Consider the following 18,988-nt stretch of genomic DNA (forward strand, 5'->3'; position numbering starts at 1 on the left):
ATTTCATAGCTATAACCCTAAAATTTTGAAAGAAGTAACAATAATTTAAAACCGGGTACGTTGGGGCGCGGGCAGTTCGGACTCCTTTTTCTGCTTGACAACATCCGTGCGGGTTGGGCGGGTGTCGATTTTCCATTCAAATCCCGGTAGCAGCATGTCATCTTTCTGGAGTTCGTGTGGTGGAATAAAATCCGCCTCCGGGTTGGTGTAGAAACTCAGGTTGTTAACGCGGGCATCTTTAAAACGAATGACAATATTGCTGCAGATAATTTTATTCATTCCCATGAGCAGGTTGGTTTCGTCTTCCAGGGCGAAGTAAATGCTCTCCCCATTTCCATCCACATTCACCTGATGCAGTTTTTTATCACGGAAAAAGGCAATCATTTTCCGGCCTTTAATCTGGTTGAAATTTTTTATGGTATCAGTTGAGATGACAAATGAATTGCTGGACATGAATATTTTACTAATGGTTTTATTTTCGATCAACATCGTGATCGTGTCGGCTGTCATTTGGTTACCGGAGGTCCATAAGGCAGGAGCTTTGTAGAAGAACATCATGGAATCTGCCTGCCGGTATTCGAGCGAATCGGCTATCCCTTGCAGGTCGCTTTTGAAAATTTTAACGTTATGGTAGGCAAGCAATCTTTTTTTAGTCGGGTCCTGACTGTCGATTGACACTAATGTATCAGCCGAAAGAAAAAGCGTATCGCCTTCTTCGGTAACCTGAGCCAACCACGCATTGTTGTACACCTTGGCAATTCCCTTTTGTTTATCAAGGGTAGCATCATCACCGTAGATGGTAAGATTTTCTTCTTTGTGCGTCATCACCACATCTCCACTTACGGTATAGAATTTTCGCAGATCGTCCAGTTTGATTTTTTTTCCGGTTAAGGTATACGATGGCGATTCTGCTTGTCCTTGTTTAATGTCGGACTGTTGGCTTCTGGTATCGTATTCACCACCTTCATATACAAATGTGCTCCCATCTTTATCGATTACGGTTGTTTCCGTTCGAAAGTAGATGACCTTAGAAGCAGAGTTGTATTGCAATGAATCCGACTTCATGGTATAATCCGGATTCACCACATTCACATTTCGTTTGAAAGAGGCCATGTTGGTATTAACCTGGTAATACCCTTTGTTACTGGTAAGTGTGTTGATGCTATCCACCAACTTTCCACCATTGAAATAATAGGCTTCATTTTTTATTCGATCGAAGTCGAGGTAATCTGTGTATAACGTTGCTTGTGCCAGCTTGGTGAACACTACGTTGTTGCGTAGTCGCGCAACACGGGAGTTACCATCGTAATCGGCTTTGTTGGACGTTATGGTTACGGAGTCGCCTTCAATAATACGAACCCGGCCAAAAGCTTCCACTGTATTTTTGGCCCGGAAAAAATGAGCAGAGTCGCAATAAATGGTGGTTTTACTTTGCTCGAAGATTACGTTGCCGATTACCCGATCGAAACGTTCACCATCTTTAACGCCACCTTTTAACTGGTCGGCCTGCTTGAGTGTTACCCGACTTTGTGCCAGGGTAAAACCGAACGGTACCAATAAAAGGATGAGGAGTACAAAACGCATGGCGCCAAAATTAACCAAAAACTTAAGCATTGCAGGAAGGCACATGAGCACGAATTGTATCTTTGGCCTGTGTTACAGCAATTTCTGAACCATATTGATAAGCATAAGCTCTGTTCTAAGCAAGATCGGGTACTGCTTGCAGTAAGTGGTGGGTTGGATTCGATGGTCATGCTGGATTTATTTGTGAAGGCAGGATTCAATCTTGGCGTAGCGCATTGTAATTTCCAACTTAGGGGTAACGATTCGGATGAAGATGAGCGCTTTGTTCGGGAGAAAGCGGAGGCGTTGCAAGTTCCCTTTTTTATTACCCGCTTTAATACCAAAGCCTTTGCAGATGAGCGGGGCATTTCAACTCAAATGGCCGCCCGTGATTTGCGCTATGAGTGGTTTGACGAATTGTTGAATAGTGAAGGGTACAACTTTGTGGCAACGGCACATCATGCCAACGATGCCATTGAAACTTCCTTGCTGAATTGGGTAAAGGGAAGTCTGTTAGTTTCAGGAATTCCAGTAAAAAACAGGAAAGTTATTCGCCCTGTATTGTTTGCCACGCGAGCGGAGTTGGAACAATATGCAAGTCTGCACAGAATTTCATGGCGGGAAGATTTAAGTAACGCTACAACGGATTACGAACGCAACTTCATCCGTCACCGGGTTTTGCCCTTGTTGAAAGAAATAAATCCTTCCTTGGAGCAGACCATACTTCGCGGCTGGAGAAAACAAGCCGGATCGCGGGAATTGGCAGAGGAAAATTTTAGTCGTTGGAAGAATGAGTTCATTACCTATAAAGGACATAATCTGGTAATTCCCAAACATGCTTTCAACACGTACACAAACAAGGCGTCTCTGTTATGGCATTTAATTCACCACCTGGGGTTTCATTTTGATGTATGTGAACACGTGGTGGAAGCGCTGAACGGACAACCGGGTAAAAAATTTGAAGGAGCCGGATATGAGTTGATTGTCGATCGGGATGCGTTAATTCTTTCACACACCGCACCAAAATGGAACGAGGTGGTGATTCAACACGATCAACACGATGCACAACTAGGTTCATGGAGCCTAAAACTTGAACGCATTTCGGTTGAAGACGCCAGGGGTCAATTATCAAAAAGTTCAGGTAAGCACATTGCCCTGGTGGATGCGGATACGATAGCATTTCCGTTACAATGGCGTCAATGGCTGGCTGGGGATTCATTTTTCCCGTTAGGTATGAACAGTCGAAAAAAGGTAAGCAACCTATTGGTTGATGAGAAGGTCAACCGGGCAGATAAGAGTCGGGTGACGGTTTTACTATCGGCCGGAGAGATCGTTTGGGTTGTGGGCCACCGGATTGACGACCGGTTTAAACTCACCGATAAAACCCGTCATGTGTTACGGCTTGCAGTATCTCCATAATTTGCCTGATTATCCTTTTTCTTTGGTTCTCCGATTGATAAATTGCCACGCTTTTCAGCAACCCCATTCTCGGGTAAAAGCAACGAAATGAATTTCAACAACTTAAACGTGATTATTGTATGAAAGTAACTGTAGTGGGTGCCGGTAATGTGGGCGCAACCTGTGCCGATGTTCTCGCATACCGGGAAATCGCCAATGAAATTGTATTGGTCGATATTAAGGAAGGTATTTCCGAAGGTAAAGCGCTTGACATCTGGCAAAAGGCCCCAATCGATTTGTACGACTCCCGTACCATTGGCTCAACCAATGATTATTCAAAAACTGCCGGATCGGATGTGGTGGTGATCACCTCAGGTTTGCCACGCAAGCCGGGCATGAGCCGCGATGACCTTATCGGAACCAATGCCGGAATTGTAAAATCAGTTACTGAAAATATTATCAAGCATTCGCCTGATGCCATCATCATTGTGGTATCCAATCCGCTGGATGTAATGACTTACCAGGCGCACCTGACTTCAAAACTTCCACGCACGAAAGTGTTTGGTATGGCAGGTATTTTGGATACAGCCCGTTACCGTGCGTTTTTAGCTGAGGCCTTGAATGTTTCGCCTAAAGATATTCAGGCGATGCTGATGGGAGGACATGGTGATACCATGGTGCCGCTTCCACGCTATACAACCGTAGCGGGTATTCCGGTAACGGAGTTGATTGATGCTGATAAACTGAACGCGATTTTAGAAAGAACCAAAGTGGGCGGAGGTGAGTTGGTGAAACTTATGGGTACATCTGCGTGGTATGCTCCAGGTTCTGCGGCAGCGCAAATGGTTGAAGCCATTGTTCGTGACCAGCGCAGGGTATTCCCGGTGTGTGTGCAGTTAGATGGCGAGTATGGAATAAAAGACTGCTACCTCGGTGTTCCGGTTGTGTTGGGTAAGAATGGTATTGAAAAGATTATTGAGCTTGATCTGAACACAGGCGAGAAAGCATTACTCGAAGCCAGTCGCAAGGCTGTACGCGAAGTGATGGACGTGTTGGATAAGTTGGGATAGATTACAGATTTGATAGTGTGAATAAAAAGAGCCGGGTCAATCCGGCTTTTTTTAATGTCATTATAAAATGATTGAATATAGGAAAGTCAATCCTTAATCCTGAGTTTGCTATCCGTGAGTACGGAAAATTTATCTATTAGTTCACTATAATATCTTTTGATCATCCTGACTACAGTAGGAATTTTTTCTTGTGGGTTTTCTATTCTGATAAGCAAAATTCCTCTATGGGGAAGCTTAAAGCGAAAAACCAGTTCACCAAAATCCTTGTCTTCAGTTAGTAGAAGAGCGTTATTATCACAGGCAATTTTTAGCACTAGTTCGTCTTGAATTGATGGTTGTTGTTCGGATATTGAATAGACTTCAAATTTATTATTTCTTAATTCAGTAACGATTCTGTAATCAACACTCTCGTCAGCAATAATGGGTTGTTTCATGCATTAAACAGCAAGCGTTTTCTCATGTTTGGTGCTTTCGGCTGCGTAAAGAAGACAAGCTTGAATGTCTTGTGGGGTTATCCGGGGGTAGGCTTTCAATAACTCATCAATTGAGTAGGCTGACGCTAACTTTTCAAGTATTAACTCCACCGGTATTCTGGTACCCTTGATGACCGTTTTCCCAAACATGATGTCTGGGTCAGATGATATATGATCTCTCCATTTCATATGATTGTATCAAAGATACAGATTTGTATACTAATTTCCTTTTTTGGAAGGCGTCAAATTCTAACCCTTCAGATCAACTTCATAAGCTGATCTATGCTCAGGTCATCGAAATCACGTATTGTCAGATCAGTATTGTTCAGTTCCTCTTCACTATGCGTTGTAGTAATCCCGATCACCTTTGAGCCCGAGGCTTTCGCAGCAGCAACCCCGGATAATGAATCTTCAATCACAATGCATTGTGCATTTGGCAGGTTTAGCGCTTTTGCGGATTTGAGGTAAATCTCCGGATTGGGTTTGCCGCGACTCACCATGCTTTCATCCAGAATAAGATCAAAGTAGTGCCCGATGCCGGTGGCGCTTAAAATGAAGTCGACATTGGCGCGTGGGGCTGATGTAGCGATTGAACGGGGAATGTTATTTGTTTTCAACAGTTCAAGAAATGTAACAAGTCCCTTTACCGGCTTAATAATGGGTGCATACAATTCGCGGAAGAGTTGTTCCTTCTCAAACGCATAAGCCTCAAGCTGCTCTTCAGTCAGTTTACCAAACAGGTTGGTGATCCAATCGCGGTTGGTGCGGCCGTAAACTTTGGTGCGTAACTCTTCTTCGGTAAGATTAAATCCGTACCGCGCACAAAATTGTTGAATGGCAATTTTATGCGTGGGGTTGGTGTCCACAATCACACCATCCATATCAAATACAACGGCAAAGGGTAACGACATTATTTTACGGCTTTATAGATCAATTCATGTTCCGGCAGCTTAAACCGGTTCCGGGTTTCCGGCATCAACTCGTCAACGAAAGTATCGGCAACAGCTTTTAATCCCGACTGATTAATCCGGTCGACATAATCCTTACCGTACTTGCGAACGTGATCATCCTGCCCAAAAATTTTTTCTCGTTCTTTTGGATCGGTTATGGAATTATCTTCAAACGTTATATCTGGCACCGGTTCAAAAAAAGGAATTTGCAGAATGGCAAAACCACCCGGTTTTAATACACGGTAAATTTCCTTTAGCGCTTGCCGATCATCCTGTACGTGTTCCAAAACATGATTGCAAAGCACTACATCAAACCGATCGTCTTCAAACGGCATATGGTGAATGTCCATTTTCACTTTGGCGAGTGGTGATTCAATATCAGCTGTGATGTATTGATCGCCATGCAGTTTTTCAAAATGCTTCATGAAGCATACTTCCGGAGCGATGTGTAGTACTGCTTTTTGACCTGAGAAGAAATCGGTTTTTTCTTTCAGATACAGCCACAACAACCGGTGGCGTTCAAGCGCCAGGCAGTTCGGGCATAGTGCATTTTCTCTTGGATGGATTCGGCCGTAAGGCAAAAATTTTCTAAAACTTTTTTCGCACACCGGGCACATGACGTTTTTACCGGCATAGGCCAAACTAAATACCCTTTGCCCTAAACCAGTTACCCGTTGCAGGTATTTTCTGGGCACATAACGGATCAGGAACGAAATTAGTCGTTTCATAAAGCGGGCAAAGATAGCCCTTGCCTCTTTTAAGGCATGGCCTGTTTAAAACTTTTTTAACTTTCCGATCATCCTATATACAGTAACAGCCTAAAGCCAGTCAAAAAACGTAGTTACATGCATGCAGAAACTTTACAGGACATGGCCCTGATGCATTCGGATACCCTGATCGAGCGCGCCCGACAAGGGGATAAGAATGCCCAAGGCAGGCTGGTACAGGTGTGGTACAAGCGTATTTATAATTATTGTTTTAAGTTTTTTCTCGACCATGACCTGGCCATGGAGGCTTCGCAGAAGGCTTTTATTTCTATGTGTCGGAATATTGAAGCCTTGCAGGATGTGGGGCGATTTAAAAGCTGGCTGTACAAGATTGCCGTGAACAGTTGCCGCGAAGAAGCCAGAAAGATTAAAGGCGCCAAGGCGGTATCGTTTGATGCGGTGGTGAACGTGGAGGCGGAAGACTCGCCCGGTTGGGAAAGGACAGGACGAAGAAATGATAATCCGGAGAAGCATTATCAGCAACAGGAGCTGGCCGATTTGCTACAACAGTGCCTGAAGGAATTAAGCGAGGAGCAACGCGAAGTGGTGATTATGAAAGAGTATGAAGGGTTGAAGTTTCGCGAGATAGCTGAAGCGTTGAATATCTCGGAGAACACAGTGAAGTCAAGAATGTACTACGGACTTGATGCATTGAAGCGGATTTTAGAAAAGAGAAACATTACGAAAGAAACAGTGAGTTATGAACTATAGACCTGATGAAGCCCTGTTGATCAGCTACCTGTATGGCGAGTTGCAGGGCGAAGAAAAACGACAAGTGGAGCGCTACCTGGCGGAACATCCGGAAGCGTTGAAAGACGTGGAATCATTGGCTTTTGTAAGAAAAACATTAACCAACATTCCCGACAAGGAAGTGATTGCCCCACCGATTGTGTTTGATGATCACAAAACCCGGTACTTCTGGAATACGCCTTTTGGTCGTTCGTTAATGGGTATCGCTGCTTCACTAACACTCATTCTTTTGGTTGGTAAACTCACCGGGCTCAATGCATCGTATACGGATAATACTTTTACCATTCGTTTTGGTGAACCAAAAGAACTACCGGTAACGGAAACGGTTCAACCTGGTTTATCGGCTTATGCTGTTCAGGAAATGATTGACCAATCGCTTACACGAAACAATGATCAATTACAAGCGCAATGGACTGAGACGCAGAAAAAACTTGATCAATCCATCCGGACAAACCTGGCCAGTCGTTCAGATGCTGATTTCAATAAGCTTGTACAGCGCGTGTCTGCTGCCTCTGAAGATCAGATCCAGCAGTTTGCTTTAACCCTACAGGCTGAAAATGCTTCGATGATCAAAGATTACCTCACCCTGAACTCAACGGATCAGCGCAAGTATATGGAAGAACTCTTGATTGATTTCGCCAAATACCTGGAGCAACAGCACCGCAACGATTTACAAGTGCTTCAGGCACGACTTAACTCGATTGAACAAAACACAGATTTATTCAAACATGAAACCGAACAGATTTTGACCAGCATCATTAGCTCGGTGGATAACACAAATTCATTGGTAACTAAAAATTAATATTTAACTAAGATGAAAACGATAATAGGCATTTTGATGAGTGGACTTGTGCTGATGGCCTCGCCTGCTTGGGCACAAAAGATAGACGAAGCGCGCATGGAGCGCGATATTGAAGTAGCGGAGAATATTCTGAAGACCCTGGTTCGGCAACAATTCGATCAGCAACGCATGTTTTTTGGCTTTAATGTGGAAGGCAGCTACCAGGAAGGTTTTGGCGTAACGTTTCGTTTCCCGGCCGACTTCACCACACCCATAGCTTTTAACATGTCAGGCATGGGTGGTGATGTGGTTTGGGTAGATGAAATGCCGCGAGGTTATACCTACTCGGTCACTACGCGTGAGGATCGGGAAGCCCAACAAAAGGCAAAGGAGGAGTTGGAGCGCGTTCGCTTAAAAGCCAAGACAGCACGGGAAACAGAAATTAATCCGGATAGCATTCGCCAGGTTTATAATGAAAAACTTATTTCAGCTGCAAAAGATTTTCTAGTGGATTATGGCGATTTAATCAGTCAACTTAGTCCAACTGAAAAAATTGTAATCACCAACCGTGGCGATCAACCACGCATCTGGGTAAACCAGTTCTTTACATCACCCAAGCGTTCACACCTGTCGGTTGAGATTACAAAAGGTGACATTACTGCACACAAACAAGGCAAGCTTACACGTGAGCAGGCGCTGAAAAAAATTAATGTAGTCAATACGGAATCCGTTGATGCAGTGGAGCCAGACCTCGAGCTTTTATCGAGTATTTTCAACCGCTTGTATCGTTCCGATCTTTCCAACACCTTCTTCACCGATGAGGGCATATACTATGAACGTTTGAAGGATTTTGGGGCCGTGTATTACATGCGGGTTTACAGCAGCAACCAATTGCCAAACTCACGCCTGTTCAATATGCCCACCGCTCAATTGAGTGAAGTAGATCAGGAAGCGCGCGATAAGAAGGTAAAAGAGCTATATCCGGCTTTTGAAAAGGATATCAAGGAAAATATAGTGGAATATGGCCGTACCGTAAAGAGTTTGGGAGACAATGAATCGCTTATCTTTAACGTTAAATTAACCAAATGCGAGGGCTGCGGAATTCCTTCTTCGCTCGAATTATCGGTGAAAGGCAATGTGTTGAAGGATTACGCTTCGGGTAAAGTGACAAAAGAAGCAGCCATTGGCAAAATTTCAGTAAAAAAAGGTCAGGCGCAGTGAAACTTTCGCTGAGTGCCTGAGTAATTACACCACAGGGCCTCATCTTATTCGGGTGGTTTTATTTACCAAAGCCACCCGATTATTTTTGTACACTAAGTAAACCGTTATGAATAAAAGAAACCTCATTATCGGATCAGGCGTAGTTGTTGTTATTCTGATCACCTGGTTTATCGTAAAAGGAAATCAGAAAGCGGATGGTGTTGATGTTTTTGCCACGGTAAAGCGCGGCACCTTTAAGGTTGAGATTGAAACCACTGGCGAATTGGAGGCTAAAAACTCAGTGAAAATCCAGGCCCCCACGCAGTTGCGTGAGTACCGGGTTAATAACCTCACCATTCAGAATATAATTACTGAGGGAACTGTAGTTAAAAAAGGCGAGTGGATTGCTACGCTTGATCGTTCGGAATTTCAAGGACGCATTAAAGACAAAGAGATAGAGTTGGAAAAGGCGCAGGCTGCTTTTGTGCAAACACAGCTTGATACTACGCTTCAAATGCGCCAGTCGCGCGATGAGTTGATTAACCTGCGCTACAATGTGGAGGAAATGAAAATTGTACTGGAGCAATCCAAGTTTGAGCCACCGGCTACTATCAAGCAAAATGAAATCAACCTCGAAAAAGCACAACGCGCATTAGACCAGGCGCTTGAGAATTATAAAATTAAAAAGCGGCAGAACATTGAAAAGATGCGTACGGTAAATGCTGAACTGCGCAAAGTGCAAGGTGAACATAATGGCATGATGCAACTTATTTCAACGTTTGATATTTCAGCGCCTGAACCCGGTATGGTTATTTACCGAAAGGGTTGGGATGGAAAACCTATAAAGTCTGGCTCGCAAATCAGTACCTGGGATCCCGTTGTAGCCACGTTGCCAGATCTTACCACCATGATGTCGAAGACATATGTAAATGAAGTGGATGTGCGCAAGGTGAAACGCGGTCAGCGTGTGGAGATTGGTTTGGATGCCTATCCCGATAAAAAATTGTTTGGTCAGGTTATAAATGTGGCTAATGTGGGTGAACAACGGCCCAACAGCGATGCTAAAGTATTTCAGGTAGATGTGGAGATTGCGGGCACCGATCCTTCCTTGCGCCCGGCCATGACGACCAGTAATAAAATCATCACATTGGTGATGGACAGTGCGCTATATGTTCCGCTGGAGTGTTTGCATAGCCATGCCGATTCCATTTCTTATGTATTTAAGAGCAATGGTACCAAGCAGGAAGTGATGTTGGGTGAAACCAATGCAAATGATGCGGTTATTCTGGCTGGATTAACAGAAGGCGAACGGCTGTATCTATCACTGCCTTCAAATACCGATGGTGATATCCGCTTGTTGCCAGAGATGAATGGAAAGCGCAAGAAACCGGAGCCTGAACAAAACCTTCAGCCGGAAGAGCAGACCATCACCCTTCCAAATGGTGAGGTAGTGAAGATATCAACCAATGGTCAACCGCAGCAGGGCGGACCTCGCAGAGAAGGAAGAAAACAGGGAGGCACGAAGCCAGCCGGACAATAACTTTACCTTCTCTATTTATATATCATGAAGGAACGAATTTTTGCCAACCTCTACATCGCCATTGACGCGGTAATCGCCAACAAGCTGCGGTCGTTGCTCACTGCGCTGGGTATTATTTTCGGAGTGGCTGCGGTTATTGCCATGCTGGCGATTGGCAATGGAGCGCAACAGGAAATCCTGGATCAAATCAAATTGGTAGGGGTTAATAACATTGTGGTTAAGCCCATCGTGGAGCAGGAGGAAACCAAGATTGAAGAGGCATCGGCAGAGAAAGAGAAAAAGAAATTTTCACCTGGCCTTACTGTGCGCGACCTGGAGAGTATTCAAAATACCATTCCAGGCATCACGAAGCTCAGCCCCGAAATCATTCTGGAGTCAACCATCATTAAAAGTGGTATTCGCAGATCGGCAAAATTGGTGGGCGTTGAGCCGGCTTATTTTGAGATCTATAATTTCGAACTTTCTGAGGGCTCCATGTTTACCGATGAGCATTTGAAAATTGGTGCACCGGTTTGCATTATCGGTAACTCAATCCGGTCAAAATTTTTTCCAGCTGAAAACCCAATCGGAAAGTCCATAAAGGTTGGTCCCAACTGGCTTACGATTATCGGGGTAATGAAGGAGCGTTACGTTTCGGAGAGCAGTATTGCCAAACTGGGTATCCGTGATTTTAACATGGATGTGTATACGCCCCTGCAAACGGTACTCATTCGCTACAAGAACCGCGATATGATTACCCAAAATACGCTAAACCCAATGCAGAATTTTAGCAGAGGAAGGATCATTATCATAACCGGTGATGGTGGTGGAGATGAAGATACCGGCCCGGCAGTTAACTACCATCAACTAGATCGCCTGGTGATCCAGGTAGGGGAAACTACATCGCTTACTCCTACAGCTGAAATTCTTTCTCGCTTACTGGAGCGTAAACACTACGGTGTAGTCGATTATGAAATTGAAATCCCTGAATTACTACTCAAGCAACAACAGCGCACCAACGATATTTTTAATTATGTACTGGGTGCCATTGCCGGTATTTCCTTATTGGTAGGCGGTATTGGTATTATGAACATTATGCTGGCCTCCGTGCTGGAGCGCATTAAGGAAATTGGATTGCGCCTCGCGATTGGCGCACAGAAAACAGATATTATTCAACAGTTTTTGTTTGAAGCCGTGATGATCAGCATCAGCGGAGGAATAATTGGCGTGGCCTTGGGCATTACCTTGGCTGTGTTGGTTTCTTCGTTTGCGAATATTCCCACGGTAATCAGTTTTACTTCCATCATCTTATCTTTTGGTGTTGCCGCAACGGTAGGGTTGATTTTCGGAATTGCCCCTGCGCGTAAAGCTGCACTACAGGATCCCATTACATCGTTACGTTATGAATAAAATCCGATCACTTTTTTTGTTTGCGTGGATAAGCTTGTTCGCGTGTGTAGAAGCAGATGCTCAGCAGAAACAATACGGACTCATGGATGTGATTGAGCTGGCCAAATCACAATCGCCACTTTCCAAGCAAGCCGAAACCCGAAAGGAAAACCGCTATTGGCAGTATCGGTTTTTCAGATCGAATTATAATCCGCAATTGCGGTTAAATGGTACGGTGCCTGCATATTCAAAAAGCGTTAGTCAGGCGCCACAGCAAGATGGTTCGTTCCGGTACACTCCGATTGAGCAATCCAATAACAACCTTAACCTGGGATTGGTGCAGCCAATTTCATTTACAGGAGGAACTGTTTCTGTGAACTCAAGCCTTCAGTTGTTTCGAAATTATAATCCTTCCGATCCGATTTTTGCTGAGCAGTGGGGTGGAACCGTGATGAACATCCAATTGAATCAACCCATTTTTGCTTTTAATCAGTTGCGATGGGACAGGCGCACTGAACCCCTGCGCTATGAAGAATCCAAAAGGAGTTACGTTGAGGAAATGGAATCTATTTCTGCGGAGGCTGTAAATAGATTCTTCAATGTACTGGATGCACAGATCAATTTGCAGATTGCTGAATTTAACCTTGCCAATAATGATACGATTTACAAGATAGAGGAAGGGCGTTATAACATTGGCACCACACCAAAGGATAAATTGTTACAGGCTGAATTGCAGTTGCTGCGTTCGCGCCAGGATGTAACACAAGCTAAGATTAATTTGCAGATAGCGCGGTTACAGATGAGAAGCTACCTCGGCTTACGCGATAATGAAGAGTTTGAATTGGTGTTACCGGAAACCATTCCCCCTTTGTTTGTAACGGTTGATGAGGCATTACAATTGGCTAAGCAGAATCGGGCTGATTTCATTGCTTTTGAAAGAAGGAAGATTGAAGCCGAACGCGAAGTGGCACAGGCGCGGGGCCAACGTTTTCAAACGAACCTGACAGCTGCTTTTGGTTTGAATAATAATGGGTTTGCATTATCCGATATTTATCAGGACCCCACCCAGCAGCAAACCTTTGGGTTAACGCTTAATGTTCCGGTAATTGATTGGGGACGGAACCAGGCGCGTATGCAAACTGCTATCGCGAACAAGAAATTAAACGATTATGTCATCGCTCAGGATGAAGTGAACTTTGAGCAGGAAATTATTACATTAGTTAGGCAATTTGAAGTTTTATTGAGTCAAATTGAGATCACCAAAAAATCTGATGAGGTAGGCTTAGAGCGTTATGTGGTTTCTCAAAACAGATACCTTATTGGGAAGCTAGATATTACTAATCTAAATAATGCGTTGATGGAGAAGGATGCAGCCAAACGTAGTTACGTGGGCGCCCTCCGCGCATACTGGACAGCCTATTACGACCTGCGCAGGCTAACGCTTTACGATTTCTCCAACCGCAGGTTGTTGTATACGCCTGAGGAATAGTAAATTAGTTATTACATCGTCATCAAGACAAGGAATCACGGCTTTTCCTTAACTTAACGCCACATGAAGATTCAAAAAATTTTTCGTGGTGTTGGCAAGGCATTTCTTTTTCTGCTGGCGTTTTTGCTCCTGCTGGCGTTGATCACGATAGCTCCGGTTAATCGCTCGATTGATCGAACCGCGATGCTGGAGGAGATGCAACAACGCATAGATGCATTGCTACCAGCTGAGGTAGGACGTGCTGAACAGTTTAATGTTGGCTCAGCCAAGGAAAGCCTGGTGCCGTCTTTCCAGGTTGCCACAGCAGGTTACGGCAAGCGAAGGGGAAAACTATACACCGAAATCCGTGACTCTGTTTTTGTCAGGGCGATGGTGATTGACAATGGTGCGCGAAGGGTGGCCATCGTGAGTGCCGACTTGCTGATTATTCCGCCTATGGTCACCTCCATCCTGGAAAAGGAATTACCGGCCATCGGTTTCTCTTTGGAGAATACATACCTCGGGGCAACACACAGCCACAACAGCATCGGCAACTGGGGTGAGGGCGCAGCTTCTTTTTTGTATGGCGATTACAATGAACAGGTAGTTCGCTTTATTGCCGATCAGATTAAAGCCTGTATTCAAAAGGCATCACGCAGGCAAAAACAGTCTTCAATTCGCACGGGTGTTATTCCTGTTCCGCATGCGATACGAAACCGGTTAATCAAGGAAGGACCGGTGGATTCGTTGCTGCGCATCGTTGAATTTGAATTTGCAGATAGCACCAAACAAATTTTGCTGAGCTACGCGGCACATGCTACTTGTCTATCGTCACGTGATTTGCGCATTTCGCGCGATTATCCCGGAGCGCTTGTCGACAGTGTGGAAGCCAGCGGTTATTCTTTTGCCATGTTTCTGGCGGGCGCAGTGGGCAGTCACGCGTGTAAGGTGCCCAAAGGTGGCGATGATTGCATCGGCTGGATGGCCACAGAACTGACACAAGCAGTAACCTCATTTGCATCAACCCTGAAACCGGTTGAACAGAACGCGCTGAATTTTTATCGGGTAGGGTTGGTGCTGAACGATCCGCAACCCAAGCTTACGGGTAATTTACGGTTGCGTTCATGGGTGTTTCGTTCGGCTTTTGGCGAATACCCTGTCTTTCTTACCGCGTTGCAATTGGGCGATGTGCTGATGCTAGGCACGCCCTGCGACTACTCCGGAGAGTTTCACACACAACTTGATCAACAAGGCGCTGCGTATGATTTAATGCCCATGGTCACCAGCTTCAATGGCGGGTACATCGGGTATGTTACGCCCGACAAATATTTTGAAACCAACCACTACGAAACCCGGCTGATGAACTGGTATGGGTACGGAACAGGCGCTTATGTAACCACGTGTATAGAAGCAATGATCGATCGGGCCGGAAAAAGCCAACATTATGACTAAACCCGTTGCCATCATCACCGGAGCGAACAGCGGCATCGGGTTTGCTTTTGCGCACGCCTTGCATGTACAACAATACCGGTTGTGTTTGGTGGATATTCAACTTGACAAGATTCAGGCGGCTTTACCAGCTTCTGATCAGTTGGTGTTTTATGCGTTGGATGTGCGCGATGCCGCTGGTTGGAAAAACATGACCGACCACGTGGTGGAAAAATTTGGTGTCATTGATTACCTCGTAAACTTTGCAGGCATCGTGCAACCCGGTTTTATTTATAATGTTCCGGTAAGCGACATAGACCGGCACATCGACATCAATACAAAAGGTACGCTGTACGGTACGCACACGGTTGGCGTGCAAATGAAAAAACAAGGTCACGGACATATCATTAATATTGCTTCCTTAGCCGGCATTGCACCTGTGCCGGGCATTGCGTTGTACAGTGCCTCCAAGTTTGCGGTGCGCGGGTTTTCATTGGCGGCCGCACACGAGTACGCGCCATTTGGGGTAACCATAAGCGTGGTGTGCCCCGATTTGGTGAAAACACCCATGTACGACCTGGAACTTCAATACCGCGAAGAAACCGCCCTCGTATTTTCCGGCAACAAAAAGGTGCTCACGCCTGAGCGCGTGGTGGCGGAGATAGTAGATGTGATGAAAACCAAAAAGCGTGAAGTAACCATTCCTGCAAGTCGCGGTTTATTGGCGCGATTAGCCGGTGCCTGGCCCTGGCTGGCGGATGTGGTGCGTGGCAGGTTGATGAGGAAGGGGTTGAAAAGGATGGAGGAGTTGAGGGGTTCGTAATGATCAACATCTCTGTGTGTGACGCTAGCCCTTGTAGGAGTTCTTTTACAACAAGGTTTTGAGTTTACTAGGCTTTATTGGTAAAGGACAACTCAAGAATATGACTAGTTTATAATTACTTTAAATATCTAGTTCTTTTATATACTCCATAATCTTATCGAGTATATATTTCTGAATATGACCAGGAGATAAGGTGTTTTGTTTTGTTTCAGTTTCACCTTCAATTTTTATTCCAGTAGTTCTCCAGGTTAATTCAATGCAAACTACCTGTTTAGAATTAAGTTCGACAATTACATCGGGCTTTAAATTTGTGCCAGCTAGGGCCTGCTTTTCAGATTTAATATTAAAATCTTTATACCCATCATCTAAAAGAACATTTTCAATTGCTTTCGAAATAGCCTTGTTTAATTCTTTGTCCTGTGACTTAGCTTTTTGTTGAACTCTTATATACTCATATTGAGTACCAGTTTTTGTGGCTCTCTCGCTGCGTTTTGACGAATCTGTTTGATCTGTTAAAGCATTATATAAGCTGGACCTTTTCACCAAGTCAACACAAATATTTTTTGATTCATTTTTTTTGTTAAGAGCTTCTTTAGCCATGTCAGAGCCAAATACGCGAATTGCAGATAATACAAAATTTGGTGACAAGTGAAAAAGTCGGACATCCAGAAATCTAAAAAGAAAGCCTGCTTCGGATCTTCTTTTTCTCCAATCATTAAGATAAGCACTTGTATTATCAGGATCGTCTAAGAATGCACACACTCTTTCAATATCAACCTTCCCTTCAATACCTTGCGTGAGATACCGCACTGTTCGGTCTAGTTCGGTGGTAGAGTCACCTGTAAGAACTATCCAAATTTTAGGTTTAACTTTCTCTTCAAGTATTTTCCATTTGCTTTCGTTCACTTCATACGCAAGCTTTTCAATTTGAGAATAAAAGGAACCAATAGTGCTACATCCACTGAGTAAACTATCGGTTGCAGCTTTTGTAATACCGAATGATTCAATTGTTTCACCATTATTTAAACTTCTTACAGTGTAGTCCGCAACTTCAAAGTAATCTTTCTTCGGGAGTCCTGTAAAAGTATAAATTGGCCCTTCAATAGGACTTATGCTTTCTTTTCCAACTTCCCATGCTGTATCAGCAATTAATTTACATGCTACTTTGTCTGTAATTGGCCATATTATTAATACAGATCCTTCTTGTTTTCGAAATAGTATTCTCAAATCTTCAAAAAATGTCTGAAGTTCTTCTTTTGTCACCTTTGGATTGTCTCGATCATCGATCACATAAATTCTCTTTTCAGTAATGTGACTATCATTTTTTATCTGATCAATAATTGATTGATATGTGGCATTAGCGTCAAATGAATGAATTCGGATGTCTTTGAAAAAATTCGGTAGAGTCCTTAAGAAAGTTGTTTTACCTGAACCTGATTCCCCAAAAAAGAGCTGAAATTGTCCAACGCCACCAACGTGTATCTTTCCGAGAAGATTTTGAATTTGGAGATTAGCGCTTTCAATTTTCTTCACTATTTTCGTTAGCTCAGCCCCTATTTCAGAAGCCTTTCTTTCGAGTAATTCATACCTTTTTGGAAGAACGAGAGGGTCGTTAATGAATGATAATTTTAATTGCATTTCTATTTTGGTAGCTTAGAGTCTTGTCCGAAACGTCTTTTTTATGAAAGAGATCGCGAAGAATGTAGTCAATTTAATTAAATCTCCGTATACCCAAAAGGTGTAATCTCCTTTAACCGTTTTTTTTGTTCCGGTTTACCTTTTCTTTTCCACAGATTCTCCTGCAAGGGACTCTGCGCCTTATTTGCAACGTCTCTGCTTGCAGCAGGCAAGCTCTTTGAGAGATACTGCAAAGAATGGAGTCTAACTTAATTAAACTCCCGTATACCCAAAAGGCGTAATCTCCTTCAGCCGTTTTTTCAACTCTGGTTTTATATCCAGCTTGTCGATAAAATCTTCAAACTCTTTTTTGCCCACTTTCTCGTTTTTGCGGGTAAGTTCTTTCAGGGCTTCGTACGGGTTGGGGTAGCCTTCTTTGCGTAAAATGGTTTGAATGGCTTCAGCAACCACCATCCAGTTGTTTTCGAGATCAGTATTGATTGCTTCCTGGTTTAACTCCAGTTTGCCAATACCCTTGCGCAGCGATTGCAATGCCACAACGGTGTGTGCTAACGGTACGCCAATGTTGCGCAGCACGGTACTGTCGGTGAGGTCGCGTTGCAGGCGTGACACGGGTAGCTTGGCTGAAAGGTGCCCAAAAATGGCGTTGGCATACCCCAGGTTTCCTTCCGCATTTTCAAAGTCGATGGGGTTTACCTTGTGCGGCATGGCCGAGCTGCCCACTTCACCGGCTTTTATTTTTTGTTTGAAGTAGTTCATGGAAATGTACTGCCACACATCACGACTGAAATCAATCCAGATCGTGTTGATGCGTTTCAGGTTATCGAACAAGGCCGCCAGGTTGTCGTAATGTTCAATTTGTGTGGTGGGTTCACTGCGTACTAAACCCAGATGCTTGCTCACAAACGTATTTCCAAAATGCCCCCAGTTAATGTCGGGGTAGGCAACATGGTGTGCGTTGAAGTTGCCGGTAGCGCCACCAAACTTGGCCGAGTGCGGAATGGTGTTGAGCAGTTCGAGTTGTTTGTTTACTCGTTCTACAAAAACGTAAAGTTCTTTTCCCAGGCGGGTAGGGGATGCCGGCTGCCCGTGTGTGCGCGCCAGCATGGGGATGTCTTTCCAGGATACGGAAAGCGCAGTGAGTTCACTCACCACCAGTTGAAGCATCGGTAAAAACTCTTGCCCCATAAAGTCTTTAAGTGAAAGCGGAATGGCGGTGTTGTTGATGTCCTGCGAGGTGAGTCCGAAGTGAATAAATTCTTTATAGGCATCAAGCTTCTGTGCTTCAAATTTCTGTTTGATGAAATACTCCACGGCTTTTACATCGTGGTTCGTAGTTTTTTCTATGGTTTTGATGGCGGTGGCATCGGCTTCGCTAAAGTTGCGGTACAGTTCGCGCAGTTGATCTTCCTTTTCTTTCGGGAAAGTTGCCAGTTCGGGCAGGGCATAGGTAAGCGCAATAAAATATTCGATCTCCACCTGTACGCGGTAGCGCATCAAGCCAAATTCAGAAAAGAATGGAGCCAGCGATGAGGCGGTTGAGAAGTAGCGGCCATCAATGGGCGAAATAGCGGTAAGGGTATTGAGCTGCACGTGTAGTAGTTAAGGTGTAAAAATAGTAAAAATCGCGGGCGTTTCGGGTTACGTGTTACCGGTTTCGTACCTCATATCCCTGAACCTGTACCCCGCCTGAGCCCTGAGGTTCTCGAAGGGCGAAAGCAACGAACAAAACTCCACCAGCGGCCTTCCGTTGAACTATCATTATTCTTTA

17 protein-coding genes are annotated in these 18,988 nt (G+C 44.4%); 10 read left to right on the forward strand and 7 right to left on the reverse strand.

Going from position 1 to position 18,988, the window contains the following annotated elements:
- Positions 1 to 45: 45 nt before the first annotated feature.
- A complete protein-coding gene (locus QY309_04950) occupies positions 46 to 1,584 on the reverse strand; it encodes an OstA-like protein (protein WKZ60829.1) in 1,539 nt (512 codons plus the stop codon).
- Between the two features lie 69 nt (positions 1,585 to 1,653).
- On the opposite strand from QY309_04950, the gene tilS reads away from it, so the two are divergent.
- Positions 1,654 to 2,982 (forward strand): tRNA lysidine(34) synthetase TilS, encoded by a 1,329-nt coding sequence (gene tilS / locus QY309_04955; GenBank protein ID WKZ60830.1) that lies wholly within the window; start codon positions 1,654 to 1,656, stop codon positions 2,980 to 2,982.
- 119 nt (positions 2,983 to 3,101) lie between these two features.
- Positions 3,102 to 4,031, forward strand: coding sequence for a malate dehydrogenase (gene mdh, locus QY309_04960; protein WKZ60831.1), 930 nt, complete (start codon positions 3,102 to 3,104; stop codon positions 4,029 to 4,031).
- Positions 4,032 to 4,117: 86 nt separating this feature from the next.
- Here mdh and QY309_04965 read toward each other — a convergent pair whose 3' ends face one another.
- The 4 genes from QY309_04965 to QY309_04980 all read right to left on the reverse strand — a co-directional run bounded on the left by QY309_04965 (position 4,118) and on the right by QY309_04980 (position 6,182).
- A complete protein-coding gene (locus QY309_04965) occupies positions 4,118 to 4,465 on the reverse strand; it encodes a DUF5615 family PIN-like protein (protein WKZ60832.1) in 348 nt (115 codons plus the stop codon).
- Between the two features lie 3 nt (positions 4,466 to 4,468).
- Complete coding sequence (locus QY309_04970) at positions 4,469 to 4,693, reverse strand: DUF433 domain-containing protein (GenBank protein WKZ60833.1); 225 nt, start codon at positions 4,691 to 4,693, stop codon at positions 4,469 to 4,471.
- A gap of 68 nt (positions 4,694 to 4,761) precedes the next feature.
- Positions 4,762 to 5,415: an HAD family phosphatase gene (locus tag QY309_04975; protein ID WKZ60834.1), complete on the reverse strand. Its 654-nt coding sequence runs from the start codon at positions 5,413 to 5,415 to the stop codon at positions 4,762 to 4,764.
- A complete protein-coding gene (locus QY309_04980) occupies positions 5,415 to 6,182 on the reverse strand; it encodes a class I SAM-dependent methyltransferase (GenBank protein WKZ60835.1) in 768 nt (255 codons plus the stop codon). Before QY309_04980 ends, QY309_04975 begins: the two co-directional genes overlap by 1 nt.
- A gap of 117 nt (positions 6,183 to 6,299) precedes the next feature.
- On the opposite strand from QY309_04980, the gene QY309_04985 reads away from it, so the two are divergent.
- The 8 genes from QY309_04985 (at position 6,300) to QY309_05020 (ending at position 15,579) form a co-directional block, all read left to right on the forward strand.
- Positions 6,300 to 6,932 carry an RNA polymerase sigma factor gene (locus tag QY309_04985; GenBank protein WKZ60836.1) on the forward strand — a complete coding sequence of 211 codons (633 nt, stop codon included), beginning with the start codon at positions 6,300 to 6,302 and terminating at the stop codon, positions 6,930 to 6,932.
- On the forward strand, positions 6,922 to 7,773 hold the full coding sequence (locus QY309_04990; protein WKZ60837.1) for a hypothetical protein: 852 nt from the start codon (positions 6,922 to 6,924) through the stop codon (positions 7,771 to 7,773). Before QY309_04985 ends, QY309_04990 begins: the two co-directional genes overlap by 11 nt.
- 12 nt (positions 7,774 to 7,785) lie before the next feature.
- Entirely contained in the window at positions 7,786 to 8,973 is a 1,188-nt protein-coding gene (locus tag QY309_04995; GenBank protein ID WKZ60838.1) for a hypothetical protein, read from the forward strand.
- A 106-nt stretch (positions 8,974 to 9,079) separates the two neighbouring features.
- A complete protein-coding gene (locus tag QY309_05000) occupies positions 9,080 to 10,492 on the forward strand; it encodes an efflux RND transporter periplasmic adaptor subunit (GenBank protein ID WKZ60839.1) in 1,413 nt (470 codons plus the stop codon).
- A 24-nt stretch (positions 10,493 to 10,516) separates the two neighbouring features.
- The gene (locus QY309_05005) at positions 10,517 to 11,881 is read left to right on the forward strand and encodes an ABC transporter permease (protein ID WKZ60840.1); all 1,365 of its coding nucleotides are present in this window, start codon (positions 10,517 to 10,519) and stop codon (positions 11,879 to 11,881) included.
- The gene (locus QY309_05010; protein WKZ60841.1) at positions 11,874 to 13,349 is read left to right on the forward strand and encodes a TolC family protein; all 1,476 of its coding nucleotides are present in this window, start codon (positions 11,874 to 11,876) and stop codon (positions 13,347 to 13,349) included. The genes QY309_05005 and QY309_05010 overlap by 8 nt, the downstream gene beginning before the upstream one ends.
- A gap of 63 nt (positions 13,350 to 13,412) precedes the next feature.
- A complete protein-coding gene (locus tag QY309_05015) occupies positions 13,413 to 14,780 on the forward strand; it encodes a neutral/alkaline non-lysosomal ceramidase N-terminal domain-containing protein (GenBank protein ID WKZ60842.1) in 1,368 nt (455 codons plus the stop codon).
- Entirely contained in the window at positions 14,773 to 15,579 is an 807-nt protein-coding gene (locus QY309_05020) for an SDR family oxidoreductase (GenBank protein WKZ60843.1), read from the forward strand. The genes QY309_05015 and QY309_05020 overlap by 8 nt, the downstream gene beginning before the upstream one ends.
- Positions 15,580 to 15,699: 120 nt before the next feature.
- Here the strand turns inward: QY309_05020 and QY309_05025 are convergent, their stop codons facing one another.
- Complete coding sequence (locus QY309_05025; protein WKZ60844.1) at positions 15,700 to 17,217, reverse strand: hypothetical protein; 1,518 nt, start codon at positions 17,215 to 17,217, stop codon at positions 15,700 to 15,702.
- 252 nt (positions 17,218 to 17,469) lie between these two features.
- The gene (gene purB, locus QY309_05030) at positions 17,470 to 18,810 is read right to left on the reverse strand and encodes an adenylosuccinate lyase (protein ID WKZ60845.1); all 1,341 of its coding nucleotides are present in this window, start codon (positions 18,808 to 18,810) and stop codon (positions 17,470 to 17,472) included.
- Positions 18,811 to 18,988: the final 178 nt, after the last annotated feature.

This window comes from Cyclobacteriaceae bacterium (genome assembly GCA_030584025.1).
GTDB lineage: Bacteria > Bacteroidota > Bacteroidia > Cytophagales > Cyclobacteriaceae > UBA2336.